Here is a 15,835-nt window from a genome sequence, read left to right on the forward strand (position 1 = left end):
TCAACCATGTCAACGATTCATTCCGCCACGCTTGCCGCCCTCGTCATCGCCGCCTTTGCGCCTGCCGCGTTCGCGCAGGGCAAGGACTTGACGAAGACCGATCCCAAGTTGTTCGCCTCGCTCCAGTGCCCGCAGGCCGTCTCGGGCGCCGTGACGGAAAGCATCCACGCGAAGGTCATGGCGCCCTGGGATCTCGTTCCCGCCAAGCAAAAGCGGGATTTCCCGGTGGAATCCATGACGATCGAGCAGATCGGTCCCAAGGAGGGAAGCCGGGTGACCTGCCGGTATGCGGGCGTGGATTCGACGTTGCAGGTGGTTCTTCCGAAGAACTGCGAGGCCAAGCTGGTGGGTCCCTGGAGCGGCCCGTCCTCGCAAGTCGGCGCTACGCGCGTGCCCGCGCCGACGGGTGCGGGCGCCGCCTCGAACGTCTGCAAGCCCGGCGTCGCGGAACAAGTGGGCACGCAGCGCTTGCCGAGCCGGCCTGCCCCGTGCGTCGTGGAGTGCGTCATGGGGAAGAAGCCCACGTAACCTTTCGCGCCCTTCGGGGCGCGGCTCAGGTGTTAACCTCGCGCTCTTTCGATCGCGAGATTCCACGATGCTGAACTCCTACAGGGCGGCCGCGCTCGCGGCCGTCGTTGTCCTCTCCGGCTGCGCGCAGACCAGCGAGTCGCCGGCCGCACCCGCATCGCAGCGCGTGCGCGCGCTTGCCGAGCAGGCCTACCAGCGCGAGCTCGACCTCAATCCCGTTTTCGAAACGCTCTTCGTCGGCCGCGGACCGCGCATGGCGCGCGCAGGTGTGGTGCCCACGGAGGCGAACGTCGAGAAGCAGCGCACGCTGTATCGCGACATCGAGCGCGAGCTCGCGACGATTCCGCTCGAGGGACTCTCCGAGACCGATCGCAACACGCACGAGGTCCTCGCGCGGCGCGCGCAGGCCGAGCTCGCCCGCAACGACTTCCCGTTGCGCGCGATCCAGCTGCTCAATCCGGGACGCGGCGTGCATTCGGGACTCCTGTTCCTCGCGAGCACGGCGCAGCCGCTCGCGAATGAAGCCGAGTTCGAAGCGTGGCTCCAGCGGGTCGAGGCGAGCACGGGCAACTTCGAGCAGGCGAAGCTCGCGTTGCAGCAAGCGCAGAAGAAGGGCTGGACGCAATCGCGCGTGCTGGTCGAGCGGGCACTCGGGCAGATGCAGGCGATCGCCGCGAAGCCCGGCGACCAGGGGCCGCTGTGGGGTCCGATCGCGCGCTATCCCAAGGACGCGAGCGAAGCGAAGCGCGCCGACTTTGCGAAGCGATATCGCGCCGTGCTCGACACGAAGTACCTGCCGGCGATGCGCGAATACATGGCGTACGTTCGCGACGAATATCTTCCGCAGGCACGCACCACCACCGGCATCGGAGCGCTGCCTGGAGGTGACACCGCGTACCGCTCGCTCGTGCGCGTGCAGACCACCACCGAGCTCACCCCAGAGAAAGTGCACGAGATCGGGCTCGCGGAGGTCGCCCGCGTTCGCGCACAGATGCTCGGCGTGGCGCGTGGCCTCGGTTTCCGCGGCGACATCAAGGAATTCAGCGCCTGGCTCGAATCGAACCCCGCGGTCTATCCGTTCACGACGCCCGATGCGGTGCTCGTTTACCTGCGCGGCGTGCATGCGCGCGTGGTGCCGCAACTGCCGAAGCTCTTCAAGCGCGTGCCCAAGGCGGGATTCGAGATTCGCCTCGCCGATCCTGAAGTCGCGGCATCCGCCTCGGCATCGTATCTCTCGCCCTCGGCCGATGGCACGCGCCCGGGCCAGTTCACGATGCCCGTCGTCGATCCGAAACGCATCGCCTCCTTCGGCCTCACGGCGCTGCTGCTTCACGAGGGCATGCCTGGACATCACCTCGACATCGGCCTCAAGCGCGAGCTCGACCTGCCTTCGATTCGCAAGGTCTTCGGCGTGACGGCGTACAGCGAAGGCTGGGGCCTGTATGGCGAAAGCCTCGGCCACGAGCTGGGCGTGTATGACGATCCCTGGGCGCTGATGGGTCGCTACCAGGGCGAGCTGCACCGCGCCGCGCGACTGGTCGTCGACACGGGCATGCATTCGAAGGGATGGACGCGTGAGCAGGCGATTCGCTACCTCGTCGAGGAGCGCGGCCAGACCCAGCGCGATGCGACGGTCGCGATCGAACGTTACATGTCCGATCCCGGCCAGGCGCTCGCCTACAAGATCGGCGAGCTCGAGATCCTCGCGTTGCGCGACGAAGCGAAGAAGAAGATGGGCGCGCGCTTCGACATCCGTGAATTCCACGAAGCCGTGCTGGGCGAGGGTGCCTTGCCGCTTCCGTTGCTGCGCCGCCGCGTGGAGGCGTGGGCGCTCCGCTAGGGCTTCACCACCTCGCGCATGCACGATTCGAACGCCAGCAGCCGGATCGTGAACTTGCTGCACACGAGCTGGTTGGCGCCGAGGGATTCGACGTCGGCCTCGCGCCGCTCCTTCGCGATCGCGAGCAATTCCTCGGCTTCGCGAGGGTCGCCGCGCTGGCGCACGATCTCCGCGATCGGCACGAGCGCCTCGCCCATGCCCTGCAGCATGAGCGGGGTTTGCTGCTCATAGCGCAAGAGGCGTTGGCGGAGCTCCGTGAGGATCTCCGTTGAAAGGCGAACGCCGAGCGGTCCCTCGGGCTCAGGCTGGCCGAGGCGGCCGAGATTGGTGACGATCACCATGCGCGCGCGGTAGTCGTTCGAGGAATGCGCGGGCGAGTCCACGTTGGCGTCGAGCGCGGCCTCGAAGGCCGCGATGGCATCGGCCTTCCGACCGGCTTCGAGCAGCGCGACCGCGTCGTTGTTGCGCAACCGGTGACGCCCCGCCCAGGCCGCGAAGTCGGTGGGGAACTCGGCCTGCACTTGCGCAAGGGCCACGTTGGCTTTGAGGGGCTTGCCCTCGAGCCACGTCGCTTCCGCGAGGCACTCGAGCGCGGGCATCACCTTCGCCGGATCGCGCGCGCCCATCGCCTGCTGGAGCGCGACCGCACAGAGCTCGGCGGCCTTCGTGTATTCGCGCTTGTTCCACGCATCGGTCGCGCGCGTGATCGATTCCTCCCATTTCTTCGGCGGGAACCACTGTTCGCAGCCGGCGAGGAGGAAGAGCAGGAGGAGAGCTGCGGCGAATCTCAAGGAAGGAAGGCTTCGGTGCGGTAGGCGAGACCCAAGGATACGAAGCGATCGGCGTTCGCGCCAGCCCTTACTGATCGAGTTCCTTGCGCGCATACGCGGCCACGGGAAGCTGGACGAGGTCCAGGAAGCGCTCCGTGTTGCGCTGCGTGCGCGTCGTGGACATCGTTCCGCCGTAGAAGCCATCGGCAAGAACCCGGGCCAGGTTGAGGCTGATTCCGAAATAGACATCGCGCGAGCGCGTGGCGCTCACGCCCTGAGAAGCGTCGTAGCCGCGCGTGCCGTATCCCACGCTGACCTCGAGGTAGCGGGTGAGCGGATTGTCGCGAAGGGCGGGCAACGCGTCGGCCTTCGCCACGAGCAGGTAGCGCTGGCCCGAATAGTCGCCAAACGGATCCCAGTCGCTCGAGTGTGTCGATTGCTTGTACGCAATCCGGAAGTCGACGAGCTTGTCGAACCCGGGTTGCGCTTCCATGACATACGCAAACACGGCGCCCACGCCGTTGGCGATGAAATCCTCGCGGCTGAATTTGTACTGCTTCGAGAAGCCGTCGACGATCTCGACGCCCGCCATCACGCCAAAGGCGGTCCAGGTGGCGAGCGTGCGGGACGCCTTCGCATCGTTGCCCATCCATTCGAAGACCGGCGTGAGGATCCGGGCGGATGCGTACGTGGTGTAGAGGTGGCCGAGCTTGTCGACGCCTCCGTAGGGCGTGTCCTTGCCGAACCAGCCTTCGCTTTCCGACCTGAAGTGGCTGGTGAGCCCATCGCTCCACCACTTCTGCGATCCGTAGAGCGCGACGCCCGCGGTGAATCCGCCGATCAACCCGACGTTGCGCCAGGTGGGATCGGGCTTCTCGGGTGCGAGCGGTGGGGGCGAAGTCTCGGTGGCTGCGATCGCACGGGCTTGTGCGAGCAGGCGGCCGTACTCGGGAAGCTGCGCTGTCGCGAGGGCGGGAACGAATCCCGCCAGGACTCCGGCGAGGATCCGGAGCCGCATGGCGCCGCTATCGCGATCGCGACTGCATCTGGTTGATCCAGTCGGCCGGGATCGCGAAGTTCAGGTTCTGGCCGTACTTGTGCTGGAACGTGACGATGCCCACGAGCTGCGCCGAGGCGTTGAACAATCCGCCACCGCTCGATCCGGGCGAAATCGGCGCGGTCGTCTGGATCACCGGGCCGTTTCCGGATTCGCGCAGCGACGAGACGATGCCTTCGCTGATCGTGAGCTCGAGTCCGTGCGGCGCGCCGATCGCGAACACCCTCTGCCCGGTACGAACCGTCGTGACGGTGCCCAGCTCCACGGGAGACGCATCGAGGCCCGCGACCGAGAGCTTGCACAGGTCGTACTCTTCATCGGCCTGGCTTACGGCCGCGTTGTATTCGTACTGGCCGACCTTCACCGTGAAATTCGAGCCGCCGTTGGTGACGTGGCAGTTGGTGATCACCACGCCGTGCGAGATCACCACGCCGCTGCCCTGGCCCACGGGCTTGCCGGAGGCGTCGGACACCTTCACGCGCGCGATGCTTGCCGACACGGCACCGAAGACGTCCTCGGCGGTTCCTCCTCGCGGTGCGGTGCTCGGCGGCAGCGGTGTCGGTGCCGCCTCGGGCGCGGCCGAAAGGATGAGCTCGTTGTTGGTCTTCACCGGCTGCGTCTCGACGACCTTGGGCGGCGGCTTCGATCGCGACGCCGACCAGGCGACGAAGAGGAACGCGAGCACGAGGAATGCCGCACCCCACTTGAAGAGCGGGCGCGACATCAATGCCGCGAAGCGTTCCTTGATGTCGCCATCGCCATCGTCGTGGCTGGTTTCACGCACGGGCGCGCGCCGTGCGCGCGGATCGGGTGGCAACGTGTCGTCGTAGTCCGCGCGGCGATCGACGCTGGAAAGCACGAAGTACGCTTCGCGAATGCTTTCGCGCGAGGTTGGATCGGCTTCGGGCTTCTCGCGCATCTCGGCCATCTTTTCGCGATATGCCGACTCGATGTCCACGAGCGAAGCATCGCGGGTGATTCCGAGGACCTGGTAGTAGCTTCTGGGCATGGTTTACGGGGCCTTGGGGGCCGGAGTTCCGCGGGTGCGCATCTGCGCGATCGCGGTCGCAGGCAACGCGGCGTTGGTCGCGCCCCGTTGACGGCTGGTGAGCACGCCGACCAAGCGGCCGTACGCGTCGAAGAGGGCTCCGCCGCTCGCACTGGCGGCAACGGGCATCGAGATTTCGAGTACGCGGCCCGCTTTCAGTTCCTTGATCGTGCCCTCGATCACGGACAGGTCGGTGCCCTGGTGCTGCCCGACCGCGAAGACCTTGTCGCCCGCCTTGGGCTCCTCGGCGCTCGCGGCAAGCCCCGCGACTTCCATGCGCGGTACGCTCAGGCGGCACAGGTTGAGGTCTTCATCGGTGACGACGAGCGTGGCGGGCAATGATTCGGCGCCGATGCGCGCGACGATCTGTCCGCCGGCGGGAAGCCCATGGCACGTCGTGACGATCGCATCGGGGGCCACCATGATCCCGCTGCCCATCGGGACCGCGGTCCCGGACACTTCATACGCGACGATTCGCGCGACGGAAGGCGATGCGAGCGCGAGGATTTCCTTCGCGTTGCGTTCCTTCGGCGGCGGCGGGGGCGGCGGCTTCGGCGTTTCGGGCTCGGCGGGCGGCGCTTCCTTCACGGCGACATTCTTCGGCGTCGTCGCCTGGCGCCAAGCAATCAGCCCAACGAGGAGCAGTGCGACGGCGCCGACACCGATCCAGATCAAGGGACGGCGCTTGCGGTCTTGCTCGTCATCCTCGGACTCGAGCACGAGGTCCGGTGCCGGGCGCGTCATGGCTTCCGCGCGTTCTTCGCGCGTGACGAGCGAGGCGTCATACGATTCGCGTTCACGGGGCTGGCAGAGGATGTGATACGCCTCGCGGACGAGCGCGATCTCGTTGGGATCGGCATCGGGCTGCTTGTCGAGCGCGGCGAGGCGCTTCTTGTAGGCGACGCCAATATCGATCGCCATGGCATCGCGGGGAACCCCCAGGATGTCGTAAAGCGAGCGCTTTTTCGTCGGCGTGCGAGCAGCCATGCCCGCATCATAGAATAAAACGATGAAATCCCTCCTACACGCACTCCCGGGCCTGGCTGCCGCACTCCTCTTGTTTGGCTGCGCGACCCCCTTCGACCTGCAGGGCCACCGCGGTGCGCGCGGCCTGGCGCCCGAAAACACGTTGCCGGCTTTCGCCACCGCGCTCACGGTGGGCGTGACCACGCTCGAGCTCGACGTCGGCGTTACGCGCGATGGCGTGGTCGTGGTGCATCACGACCCGACGCTCAACCCCGACATCACGCGCGGACCGGACGGGAAGTGGCTCGAGACTCGCGGGCCGGCCGTGCATGCGCTGACGTACGAGGAACTGGCGCGCTATGACGTCGGCCGCCTCAAGCCCGGCACCAACTATGCGAAGGGTTTGCCGAAGCAGGAGCCGGCCGATGGCGCGCGCATTCCCACGCTCGAATCGCTGTTTGCGTTGGTGAAGCGCGCCGGCAACGATCGCGTGCGCTTCAACATCGAAACCAAGATCTCGCCGCTCGAACCCGCGACCACACTTCCTCCCGAGCCGTTCGCGCGCAAGCTCATCGATGAAGTGCGCCGCGCGGGCGTGGCCTCGCGCACGACGATCCAGTCGTTCGACTGGCGCACGCTCGCCGTCGTGCAGAACGAAGCGCCGGACATTCCGACGGTGTATCTCTCGACGCCGCGCACGCTGGCACCCGTCGAGGGCAAGCCCACGCCGTGGACGGCCGGCCTCGATCCCGCGGCTTTCGGCGGCTCGGTACCGAAGATGGTGAAGGCTGCCGGCGGAAAGATCTGGTCGCCCAACTACACGGCGCTCGACGAGGCGATGGTCAGCGAAGCCCACGCGCTGGGGCTCAAGGTCGTTCCGTGGACCGTGAATGATCCGGAGGCGATCGCGAAGGTGATCGGCATGCGCGTCGACGGGATCATCTCGGACCGGCCCGACCTGGTGCGCGAAGCCCTGAAGAAGTAGAAAGTAGAGGGGTCAGATCCTTTGACTTTTCCTTGATGAAAAACCGTTCCAATGGACTACCTTGCACCACACACTCATTCCTGAGTTCCGACGTCGAACAAGGTAGTCCATTGGAACGGTTTTTCATCAAGGAAAAGTTAAAGGATCTGACCCCTCTACTTTCCTTCTAACCGAAGCGGTAGCAGTCCATGCCCAGCGACCCGAGGTCGTAGGCGAGGTCGATGCGCGAGGCGGGCAGGCCGCCCGCGCCGAGGGCCGCGAACAGCGGGACGAAGTGCTCCTCCGTCGGATGCGCGCGCGCCGGCTCGGGGGCGCGGCGGCGATAGTCGGCAAGCGCATCGAGTTCGCCCGCCGCAAGCCGTGCGGCGACCCACTCGTTGAACGCCACGGACCACGGGAACGGTTCCTTTGCCACGCGGTGCCAATCGAGCTCGCGCAGGTTGTGCACGACGCCCCCGGAGCCCAGCACGAGCACGCCTTCATCGCGCAGGGGTGCCAGCGCGCGCCCGAGTGCCAGGTGATGGGCTGCGCCGCGCCGCGATTGCACCGAGAGTTGCGTCACGGGAATGTCGGCCGAGGGATACATCCAGAGCAACGGGACCCACGCGCCGTGGTCGAGGCCGCGCTGCGGATCGATGCGGCCTTCGAGATTCGCGTCGCGCAGCAGCGCATCGACGCGCGCGGCAACGTGCGGCGCACCGGGTGCCGGATAGTGGATCTCGTAGAGCTCGGGCGGAAACCCGGAGAAGTCGTGGATCGTGCGCGGCGGATGGGCCGAGGAAACCATCGGGGCATCCGTGTCCCAGTGGGCCGAGACCACGAGGATCGCCCTGGGTTTGGGCAACGCATCGGCAATCGCGCGCCAGGCGTGCGTGAAGTAGCCCTCGTCGGCGGCCAGCGTGGGCGCGCCGTGGGAAACGAACAGGGCGGGAAGGCGATCAGGCATGAACCGGTTCGACCTGCGCCCGGCCGCGGCGTTCGTTCACGAATGCGAGGAACCCGAGTGCGGCGATGAAGAACACGCCCGTGAGCAACATGGCGAGGCGATGGTTGCCGTCCGTGGCCCAGGACACGGCGCCGTACGTGACGGGCCCGAGAATGGAGGCGAGGCGCGTGGCGACACCCCACAGGCCGAAGAACTCGCCGCTGCGATCGGGCGGCGAGAAGTACGCCACGAGCGCGCGGCCCGCCGATTGCGACGAGCCCATGCACAGGCCCGCGAGATTCGCCGCCACCCAGAAGAGCGCGGTCGTGGTCGAGGCGTACGCGACCGCCGTCATCACCACCCAGCCCACGATCGTGATGCGCAGCGCCATGACCTTGCCGATGCGATCCTGCGCGTAGCCGAAGCCGAAGGCGCCGAGTGCGGCCGTCACGTTGACCACGAGGATCAGCATGATCGTGTCCTGCGTCTTGAAACCCATCACCTGCTCGGCGTAGATCGCGGCGAGCGTGATTACGGTGGCGACACCGGCCTGGTAGCACGTGCCGCAAGCGAAGAGCATGAGGAGGTCGCGATAGCCGGCGGCTTCGCGCGCCGTTCGCACGAGCCGCGCCCAGGCCTGCGCGGCCGTCGTGGCCTTCGGCGCGGGAACGGCGCGTTCCTTCAACAGCAGGAAGGTGGGCGCGGAGGCGAGCGCGAACACGACCGCGGTGATCAGCATCGTGCCCTGCACCGCGAGCGAGGTCGTGGAGCCGCGCGATTCGGCCGTCATCACCCACGCGAGGCACAGTGCCAGCGCGATGAGCCCGCCGATGTAGCCCCAGCTCCATCCCCAGCCGGAAACCTTGCCGAGCGATTCGGGCCGCGCGAGTTCCGGCAGGAACGCCGCCGCGAGATTCTCGCCGAGCGCATAGGCGACGTTCGAGACGATGATGAACACGATCGCCCACTCCACCATTCCGGGTCCGGACCTCGCGAGCGCCGCGGTGCCGACGACGCAGACCACCGTCGTCACGAACAGCGCGCGTTTCTTGGCCGCGTGCGCGTCGGCCCATGCGCCCACGAGGGGACCGAGCACCATCACGAGTGCGTAAGAGATCCCGAGCCCGGCCGTCCACGCGAAGGTGGCCCAGGGCGCCTTCTGCGCGACGACGGAAACGAAATAGGCATTGAAGACCGCCGTGAGGACGACGGTCGTGTATCCCGAATTGGCGAAGTCGTACATCGCCCAGCCGAAGACTTCCCGGCGGGCAACGCCGGGGTTCAGCGCAGAGCGGTTTTCGCCGGAGGCTTCCATGGACCCATCGTCTTGAGCAGCGCCTGCGCTTCTTCGAGCGCACGGTCGCGGTTGAGCCGCAGGTCCTCGAGCGTCACCGGGACGGGCTTTTCCGGAACCACGCCTTCGCCCTCGATGCGCTTGCCGTTGGTGAACCGGAATCCGATTTCGCTGTACGCGAGCTCGCCGCCGCCGGGAATGGCCGAGTAGCCGAGGAAGCCGAGCAGGCATCCGCAGGTGGTCTCGCCCATGATCGTGGCGCGCCCCTCGGCCTGCATCGCGCCGGCGAAGTACTCGCTGCCGCTGCCGCTCGCCGCATTGACGAGCACCACGACCGGACCGAGGTAGGCATCGGGGCCGCCGTCGACGATCTGCTTTAGCTTGATCACCTCGACCGTGCCGAAGAAGAACCCCACGGCCTGCCCGCTGCGGGTGAGGACGCGGCCGACGTCCGTCTTCGCGGGGAAGAACCGGCGCAGCAGGTTGGTCACGGCCAGCAGCGAGCCGCCCGGATTGCCGCGCAGGTCGATCACGATGCCCGGCGTGTCCTTGAGTTCGCGCACCGCCTGCTCGCTTCGATCGGCGGTGAAGCCGGTCCATTGCGTGAGGCGGATGTAGCCGAGGCCTGAGGGGAGCACGCGATGGTTGGCAAGGGCGGCCGTGGAAGTGCGACGCCGCTTGAGGGTGACGTCCATCTTCGTGCCGTCGATGCGCTCGAACGTGAACGACGCCTTGGAATCCAGGTCGCCCGCGACGATCCGGCGCACCGCGCGAAAGTGGCGCGAGCGATCGGTCGAATCGACCCGCGTCACGCCCATCACCTTGTCATACGCGGCTTGCGTGGGAACGCCCTCGATCGCGGTGAGCGCCATGCCCGGCCGCACCCCGGCCCACCAGGCGTCGGAGTCCGGATGCACGGAGGAAACGATGAAGCGCCCGTCGAGTCGAATGAAGGAGAAGCCCAGCGACACCGACTCGTTGTTGCGAATCTGCTCGGCGCGCTTGGGCGATTCGACTCGCGTATGCGCATCCTTCATCTCGCCCGCCATCCGGTCGAGCATTTCCCAGAACGCGTCGTCGTCGGGCGCGCCGATGGCCTGCGGCCGGTAGCGATCGCCCGCGGCCTTCCAGTCGACGCCGTTCAACTTCGCGTCGTAATAGCGGTCGTTGATCGTGTTCCAGACGAAATCGAACGCGCGCACGCGCTCGGTCGTGGAAAGCGCGGTCGCGCCCACCGGTCCGAAGGGATTCGTCTGCGACGTGCCGGGCGCGAACTGCCGGCCGATCATGTTGTGCGGATCGATGGCGGCGCAGCCTCCCGCGAGGAGGGCCGCGACGCACAGGGCGGCGGGGGCGAGGCGGTGGCGAATCGAAGGGGAAGTCGCGGAGGAAGTCATGAAAATGTCGTGGTACAGCCGCGCGAAACTTGGTTAGACTGTCCGCGCTTCGATGTGATCGCCACAGGATAACCGATAACGATGAGACGTCCGGCGCGCTTCCTTGTCCCCGTCCTGGTGGTTCTGGCGGCCTGTTCGAGCATCCCCGACATGCCCTCGCAGATGCCGTCGCTGCACGCCATGCTGCCGACGCCATTCTCGATCGCCACTGCGCTCGACGGCATTCCGGGCGGCTGGCATGTCTACAAACTGCTGCGCTTCAAGCCGCTCACGCAGTACAGCCTGGTCGAGGACGGCGGCGCCCAGGTGGTGCGCGCCCAGGCCAACTCCTCGGTTTCGGGGATCCGGCACCAGGTGTCGGTGGACCTGCACCAGTACCCCATCGCGGCGTGGCGCTGGAAAGTGCCCAAGCTCATCGAAGGCGCGGACAACACTGTGCCGGCAGTGGCCGATGCGCCCGCGCGCGTGATCTTCACGTTCGAGGGCGGCCGCGACAAGCTGCCCGGGTTCGAGCAGCTCAACTACGACCTCGCGAGGGCGCTCACCGGCAACGAGATGCCGTACGCCACGCTCATGTACATCTGGGAGCCCGATCGCCCGATCGGCGAGATCATCACGCACCACAACACGACGCGCGTGAAGATGATCATCGCGGCCAACAGCCAGCGCGAGCTCAACCGCTGGTACACCGAGCGCGTGAACGTGCTCGAGGATTACCGCCGTGCCTTCCACGAAGACCCGCCGCGCGTGAAGTCGGTCGGCATCATGTCCGACTCCGACAACACCGGCACTTCGGTCGTCGCCTACTTCGGCGACATCTCCTTCTCCGCCGAATAGAGGGGCCAGACCGAAAGTAGAGGGGTCAGATCCCTCTACCTTGTCGGCGACAATCGCCAGTCGTACGTTTCGTGGGGATGGCGCGTGCCCCACGGACCTTCATTCCCGGTGTTCCCTCGCACATCTGCGTTCGCGGAAATAATCGCCAGGACATCTTTCTACGCGACGGCGATCGCCTTTGTTTTCTGGATTGGCTGCGAATCGCCGCGCAGGCGCATGGCACTGCCGTGCACGCCTATGTGTTGATGACCAATCATGTTCACTTGCTTGCTACAGGGAGCGACCCGGTAAGTGTCAGCAGGACGTTGCAGGACGTGGGGCGCCGCTACGTTCGGTATTTCAACGACCGACATGGCCGCTGCGGGACGCTATTTCAGGGGCGGTTCAAGGAGCACCTGGTCCAGGCTGATCGCTACTATTTCGCGTGCCACAGGTATGTCGAGCTCAATCCGGTTCGTGCCGGCATGGTTAGCGATCCCGCCGAACACGCCTGGTCAAGCTATCGCCACTACTCCACTGGCCAGCCAGATTCCCTCGTGACGCCTCATGACCTCATGCGGGGCCAGCGCCACGCCGCGCTGTTCGAAGGCGAGGTATCGAATGAGCTGGACCAGCGCGTACGCCAATGCATGAGCAACGGGTGGGTGTTGGGGGATCCAGACTTCTGCGCGACAGTCGAGGCGGCGCTGGGCTTTCGGGCGTCGCCGGTCGGACGCGGAAAGGGCAGCAGAAAGGATGCTCGGGAAGCGAATGCCGGCCAGCAGCGCCTTCCCGAAATGTAGAGGGATCTGACCCCTCTACTTTTTCGGCTCCGTCGCCTCAGCTACGGCGGCCGGGCAGGCCACGGCGCGCAGGCTTGCGGTGGGGAAGTCGCGTTGCATGACGGTCAGGCGCGCCACCATTTCGGTATCGGGTTCCTTGATGAGGAATGCGGTCTCGCGCACTTCGCGCGAGAACGGGCCCGACTGCGCGCCCTTCGCGCCCTTCGACTCGACCGTCGCGAGGTAGCGCCGCGCGGCCTCCTCGGTGGAAAAAACGCCGAGCGACACCGAGTTGTCCGGGCGGATCGACATCTCGGTGAGTCCCTTGCTGCGCAGGAAGCTCATGTTCACTTCCGCGCCGCGCCGGTCCTTGGCCGCGGGCATGAACACCCAGTGGCGCGTGATCTCCTCGACCCGGCGCTCCACGAGCCGCTCGCCGAGCTTCAGCGCGGCGAAGGCATCGCGGGCGCGCGACATCTCCTGCGCCGTCACGCCGAAGAACTCCACGCACGCCGCGCCTGCGAGTTGCTGGACCGTGCGGCGCGATTCCTCGGCCTTGCGCGCGGCCATGAGCGGCGGCGTCACCGCGACGAGCTTCACTTCCTCGCGGTTGCGCTCGCGCGCGGTGAAATCGACCGTCTCGGTCTTCGAGGCGAGGAAGAGGTGCGCGCCGAACGCGAGGTTGGCGATGATCAGCAGGAAGAAGAGGAGGCGGGCCACGGGGTCGTCAGGAGTCGCGGGCGATGAGCACGAGCCCATCGAGGACCAGATTCTCGTTCAATGCGGCGGGCATGGGAAGGTGGGGCGCGAGTTGCGCGGCCGCGCCGCCCGAAAGGACGATCGCATCGGGCGCGGCACCCTGGGCCGCCATGGCGGCACGGATGCGCTCGATCGCGCCGACGCACGCCTGGATCGATCCGCTGGTGATGGCATCGGGCGTGCTCGTCGGGAAAGGCATGAAGGCGCCTTCGGTGAGGCGCAGGTCCGCGGTGCCGCGGTCGAGCGAGCGACGCATGAGAGCAGGTCCCGGCACGATCACGCCGCCGAGGAAACGCCCATCGGCAGTGAGTGCATCGACGGTGAGCGCGGTGCCGACGTTCACCACCAGCTTGTTCCCGCGCGAGGCGTGGTGCGCGGCGACCAGCGCGGCCCAGCGATCGGTTCCGAGCTGCGCGGGATCGCGATAGCCGTTCGTCACCCCGAGGCGCGATGCCTCCGACGCGATGAACGCGATGCGCAAGCCGCGCTGCTCGCAGACCGCGGCGATGGCGGCGCGAACGTCGGCCCCGGCGACATTGCAGGCGATCGCGCGCGCATCGGCGACCAGCGCGGGCCAGTCGCTCGTGAGCGATTGCGCATCGTTCGTGGCGACCGCGCCGCGCGCGGCCCACGCCTCGCCATCGCGCACGCCCCATTTGATGCGCGTGTTGCCCGCGTCGATCGCGAGGATCCGAATAATGGGGTCAGACCCCATTGTTCGCTCCTCCACGTACGCTCGGAACAATGGGGTCTGACCCCATTATTTCCGCGGAGGCGAGCTTGACGGTCTTGCCGTTCACGCCGATGAGCAGCGTGCCGTCGTTGGCGATGTCGAGCACCTCCGCATCATAGGGTTCGCCCTGCGGCGGGAGGATGCGCACCATGCGGCGATGGAATGCGTGCAGCGAGCGCCATTCGTCGCGCAGCGCGGCGAAGCCCGATTGCTCGAATGCTTCGAGGACCTCGACCAGCTCCGCGAGCACGGCGGCGAGCAGGGCGTTGCGCGCATGCGCCGAGGCCGCGTGTGACACGACATCGGTGACGGGTTGGTCGATCGCGTCGCGCTCGCGCTCGCCCAGCCGGTAGTTGATCCCGACGCCGATCACGGCAACGCTGGGGCCGGACATTTCGCCGCTCGCTTCGACGAGAATGCCGGCGAGCTTTTCTCCGTCGACCAGCACGTCGTTGGGCCACTTCACCTGGGCGCCGGCAACGCCGTGTGCACGAAGCGCACGCACGACCGCGATGCCGACCGCGAGCGACAGCCCCGCAAGGTGCCCCGCGCCGCGATCGAATCGCCACAGCAACGAGAACGAAAGGCTGCCACCGAGTGCGGTGACCCACGAGCGTCCGCGGCGCCCGCGTCCCGCACTCTGCCACTCGGCGGCGAGACAGGAGCCCGAAGGCGCGCCGATCATCGCCCGCGCGAGCATCTGCGAATTGGTGGAATCCGTTTCCTCGACGACTTCGAGGCGCAGCTTCGTGGCCGCGTGCCCCGCGAGCGCGAGGACCTTGTCGACGTCGAGGAACTCGATGGGCTCGGCGAGGCGGTAGCCCTTGCCCGGCACGCTGAAGAGCTCGAGGCCCATCGCATCGGTGCGTTTCAATGCTTCGGAAAGGGTTGCGCGCGAGCGGCCGAGCTCATGCGCGATGTCCTCGCCGGAGTGGAAGCGGCCATCCGCCAAGCGGCGCAGCGCCTGGAAAACGAGCGTGCTCATTTGGCGCCCTTGAGCTCCTGGCGTGTTTCCCAGGCTTCGCGGCGGTAGGCGATGTCGGCGACGATCGCATCGAGCAGCAGCTCGACGCGCCGCGAGAGCTTGCTCCCCTTGCGGTAGTCGGCCTCGGCAATGAAGTCCACGCGGTTGGCGTCGAGCAACTTCACGCACGTCGCCTTGCCCATCTGCGAGCGTCCGTCGTAGACCGCGACCGCGTGGCCGCCGCTCTTCGTCGTGAGCGCCATCGAGGGCACGTCGGTCATGCCGTCGCCGACATAGATGATGTTCTGGAAGGGGATGGGGCGCTCTTCCTCGGGCATGTGCTCGTTGATCGACTCGGTCACGTCCTCCTTGCCCTTGTTGATGCGAAAGAGGAACTGCGTCTTGGCCGTGTCGGTGATGAGGCGCTTGGGAAACGTCGCGACCCCGTGGTGATCGAAGTGATACTCGGAGGCGTACATCTGCTTGAAGTGCTTGCTGATCGCCGCCCCTTCGAGGATCTCCTTCTGGCCCGCGGAGATGAGGTAGTGCGACAGCGACGCGCGGCGGCCGCTTTTCCGCTGCACATAGGTGTTCATGCGGCCGAACCAGGTGGACACGCCGGGAAAGTACTTGATGCGCCGGGCCATGGCGGCGAAGTCCGAGCGCTTCACGTCGACCTTCGCGCGTTCGAGCTCTTCGAGGATGTGGCGCATGTACACGAGCATCTGGTCCGACTGTGTTTCGCGCGCCTCGCGATTGACGCGCTCCCAGAACACCGCGGGCGCCACGCCGATCTTGGGCAGGACCGTGTATTCCTGCATCGGCTGCGGCGAGAGCGTCCCGTCGAAGTCGTAGACGAGCGCGATCGTGTTCTGGAAGAAGGGCGGGGCCATCGCGTCATTATTCTACTCGGCGCCGGAGTGTAGGATCGCGCCTACAGTAGGAGGGGTTCCCAACGCGGGAGAATGCCT

General features: G+C 66.8%; 16 protein-coding genes. 5 read left to right on the top strand and 11 right to left on the bottom strand.

Annotated elements, in window-relative coordinates; translation table 11 throughout:
• Positions 1 to 6 precede the first annotated feature (6 nt).
• Both DSM104440_RS03080 and DSM104440_RS03085 read left to right on the top strand, forming a co-directional pair.
• A complete protein-coding gene (locus DSM104440_RS03080; RefSeq protein WP_171160547.1) occupies positions 7 to 528 on the top strand; it encodes a hypothetical protein in 522 nt (173 codons plus the stop codon).
• 67 nt (positions 529 to 595) lie between these two features.
• Positions 596 to 2,368 carry a DUF885 domain-containing protein gene (locus DSM104440_RS03085; RefSeq protein ID WP_171160548.1) on the top strand — a complete coding sequence of 591 codons (1,773 nt, stop codon included), beginning with the start codon at positions 596 to 598 and terminating at the stop codon, positions 2,366 to 2,368.
• Here DSM104440_RS03085 and DSM104440_RS03090 read toward each other — a convergent pair.
• From DSM104440_RS03090 to DSM104440_RS03105, 4 genes are all read right to left on the bottom strand, one after another.
• On the bottom strand, positions 2,365 to 3,159 hold the full coding sequence (locus tag DSM104440_RS03090) for a hypothetical protein (RefSeq protein WP_171160549.1): 795 nt from the start codon (positions 3,157 to 3,159) through the stop codon (positions 2,365 to 2,367). The genes DSM104440_RS03085 and DSM104440_RS03090 overlap by 4 nt on opposite strands.
• Positions 3,160 to 3,226: 67 nt before the next feature.
• Positions 3,227 to 4,156 carry a DUF2279 domain-containing protein gene (locus DSM104440_RS03095; RefSeq protein WP_171160550.1) on the bottom strand — a complete coding sequence of 310 codons (930 nt, stop codon included), beginning with the start codon at positions 4,154 to 4,156 and terminating at the stop codon, positions 3,227 to 3,229.
• Between the two features lie 7 nt (positions 4,157 to 4,163).
• On the bottom strand, positions 4,164 to 5,204 hold the full coding sequence (locus DSM104440_RS03100) for a S1 family peptidase (protein WP_171160551.1): 1,041 nt from the start codon (positions 5,202 to 5,204) through the stop codon (positions 4,164 to 4,166).
• 3 nt (positions 5,205 to 5,207) lie between these two features.
• A complete protein-coding gene (locus tag DSM104440_RS03105) occupies positions 5,208 to 6,230 on the bottom strand; it encodes a trypsin-like peptidase domain-containing protein (RefSeq protein WP_171160552.1) in 1,023 nt (340 codons plus the stop codon).
• Between the two features lie 22 nt (positions 6,231 to 6,252).
• On the opposite strand from DSM104440_RS03105, the gene DSM104440_RS03110 reads away from it, so the two are divergent.
• Complete coding sequence (locus DSM104440_RS03110; RefSeq protein WP_171160553.1) at positions 6,253 to 7,194, top strand: glycerophosphodiester phosphodiesterase; 942 nt, start codon at positions 6,253 to 6,255, stop codon at positions 7,192 to 7,194.
• Between the two features lie 166 nt (positions 7,195 to 7,360).
• On the opposite strand, the gene ygiD is transcribed toward DSM104440_RS03110, so the two are convergent.
• Genes ygiD through DSM104440_RS03125 form a run of 3 tightly spaced genes read right to left on the bottom strand, consistent with a single transcriptional unit; the run spans position 7,361 to position 10,810 of the window.
• Complete coding sequence (ygiD, locus tag DSM104440_RS03115) at positions 7,361 to 8,140, bottom strand: 4,5-DOPA-extradiol-dioxygenase (protein ID WP_171160554.1); 780 nt, start codon at positions 8,138 to 8,140, stop codon at positions 7,361 to 7,363.
• On the bottom strand, positions 8,133 to 9,434 hold the full coding sequence (locus DSM104440_RS03120; RefSeq protein WP_171160555.1) for an MFS transporter: 1,302 nt from the start codon (positions 9,432 to 9,434) through the stop codon (positions 8,133 to 8,135). Before DSM104440_RS03120 ends, ygiD begins: the two co-directional genes overlap by 8 nt.
• The gene (locus DSM104440_RS03125) at positions 9,401 to 10,810 is read right to left on the bottom strand and encodes a S41 family peptidase (RefSeq protein WP_171160556.1); all 1,410 of its coding nucleotides are present in this window, start codon (positions 10,808 to 10,810) and stop codon (positions 9,401 to 9,403) included. The genes DSM104440_RS03120 and DSM104440_RS03125 overlap by 34 nt, the downstream gene beginning before the upstream one ends.
• A gap of 81 nt (positions 10,811 to 10,891) precedes the next feature.
• Here DSM104440_RS03125 and DSM104440_RS03130 point away from each other — a divergent pair, with 81 nt between their 5' ends.
• Positions 10,892 to 11,647 (top strand): DUF3047 domain-containing protein, encoded by a 756-nt coding sequence (locus DSM104440_RS03130; protein ID WP_171160557.1) that lies wholly within the window; start codon positions 10,892 to 10,894, stop codon positions 11,645 to 11,647.
• 77 nt (positions 11,648 to 11,724) lie between these two features.
• Complete coding sequence (locus tag DSM104440_RS03135; protein WP_171160558.1) at positions 11,725 to 12,429, top strand: transposase; 705 nt, start codon at positions 11,725 to 11,727, stop codon at positions 12,427 to 12,429.
• A 15-nt stretch (positions 12,430 to 12,444) separates the two neighbouring features.
• On the opposite strand, the gene DSM104440_RS03140 is transcribed toward DSM104440_RS03135, so the two are convergent.
• Genes DSM104440_RS03140 through DSM104440_RS03155 form a run of 4 tightly spaced genes read right to left on the bottom strand, consistent with a single transcriptional unit; the run spans position 12,445 to position 15,757 of the window.
• Entirely contained in the window at positions 12,445 to 13,128 is a 684-nt protein-coding gene (locus DSM104440_RS03140) for a hypothetical protein (RefSeq protein WP_171160559.1), read from the bottom strand.
• A gap of 7 nt (positions 13,129 to 13,135) precedes the next feature.
• Entirely contained in the window at positions 13,136 to 13,882 is a 747-nt protein-coding gene (locus DSM104440_RS03145; protein ID WP_171160560.1) for a type III pantothenate kinase, read from the bottom strand.
• On the bottom strand, positions 13,872 to 14,885 hold the full coding sequence (locus tag DSM104440_RS03150; protein WP_171160561.1) for a biotin--[acetyl-CoA-carboxylase] ligase: 1,014 nt from the start codon (positions 14,883 to 14,885) through the stop codon (positions 13,872 to 13,874). Before DSM104440_RS03150 ends, DSM104440_RS03145 begins: the two co-directional genes overlap by 11 nt.
• Complete coding sequence (locus DSM104440_RS03155; protein WP_171160562.1) at positions 14,882 to 15,757, bottom strand: HAD family hydrolase; 876 nt, start codon at positions 15,755 to 15,757, stop codon at positions 14,882 to 14,884. Before DSM104440_RS03155 ends, DSM104440_RS03150 begins: the two co-directional genes overlap by 4 nt.
• Positions 15,758 to 15,835: the final 78 nt, after the last annotated feature.

This window comes from Usitatibacter palustris (assembly GCF_013003985.1).
Lineage (GTDB): Bacteria > Pseudomonadota > Gammaproteobacteria > Burkholderiales > Usitatibacteraceae > Usitatibacter > Usitatibacter palustris.

Bases quoted from the DNA above. Each gene is read 5' to 3' on its own strand.
- DSM104440_RS03080 (WP_171160547.1), top strand. From the start codon at position 7: ATGTCAACGATTCATTCCGCCACGCTTGCCGCCCTCGTCATCGCCGCC.
- DSM104440_RS03085 (WP_171160548.1), top strand. From the start codon at position 596: ATGCTGAACTCCTACAGGGCGGCCGCGCTCGCGGCCGTCGTTGTCCTC.
- DSM104440_RS03095 (WP_171160550.1), bottom strand. From the start codon at position 4,156: ATGCGGCTCCGGATCCTCGCCGGAGTCCTGGCGGGATTCGTTCCCGCC.
- DSM104440_RS03100 (WP_171160551.1), bottom strand. From the start codon at position 5,204: ATGCCCAGAAGCTACTACCAGGTCCTCGGAATCACCCGCGATGCTTCG.
- DSM104440_RS03105 (WP_171160552.1), bottom strand. From the start codon at position 6,230: ATGGCTGCTCGCACGCCGACGAAAAAGCGCTCGCTTTACGACATCCTG.
- DSM104440_RS03110 (WP_171160553.1), top strand. From the start codon at position 6,253: ATGAAATCCCTCCTACACGCACTCCCGGGCCTGGCTGCCGCACTCCTC.
- ygiD (WP_171160554.1), bottom strand. From the start codon at position 8,140: ATGCCTGATCGCCTTCCCGCCCTGTTCGTTTCCCACGGCGCGCCCACG.
- DSM104440_RS03120 (WP_171160555.1), bottom strand. From the start codon at position 9,434: ATGGAAGCCTCCGGCGAAAACCGCTCTGCGCTGAACCCCGGCGTTGCC.
- DSM104440_RS03125 (WP_171160556.1), bottom strand. From the start codon at position 10,810: ATGACTTCCTCCGCGACTTCCCCTTCGATTCGCCACCGCCTCGCCCCC.
- DSM104440_RS03130 (WP_171160557.1), top strand. From the start codon at position 10,892: ATGAGACGTCCGGCGCGCTTCCTTGTCCCCGTCCTGGTGGTTCTGGCG.
- DSM104440_RS03135 (WP_171160558.1), top strand. From the start codon at position 11,725: ATGGCGCGTGCCCCACGGACCTTCATTCCCGGTGTTCCCTCGCACATC.
- DSM104440_RS03145 (WP_171160560.1), bottom strand. From the start codon at position 13,882: ATGGGGTCTGACCCCATTATTCGGATCCTCGCGATCGACGCGGGCAAC.
- DSM104440_RS03150 (WP_171160561.1), bottom strand. From the start codon at position 14,885: ATGAGCACGCTCGTTTTCCAGGCGCTGCGCCGCTTGGCGGATGGCCGC.
- DSM104440_RS03155 (WP_171160562.1), bottom strand. From the start codon at position 15,757: ATGGCCCCGCCCTTCTTCCAGAACACGATCGCGCTCGTCTACGACTTC.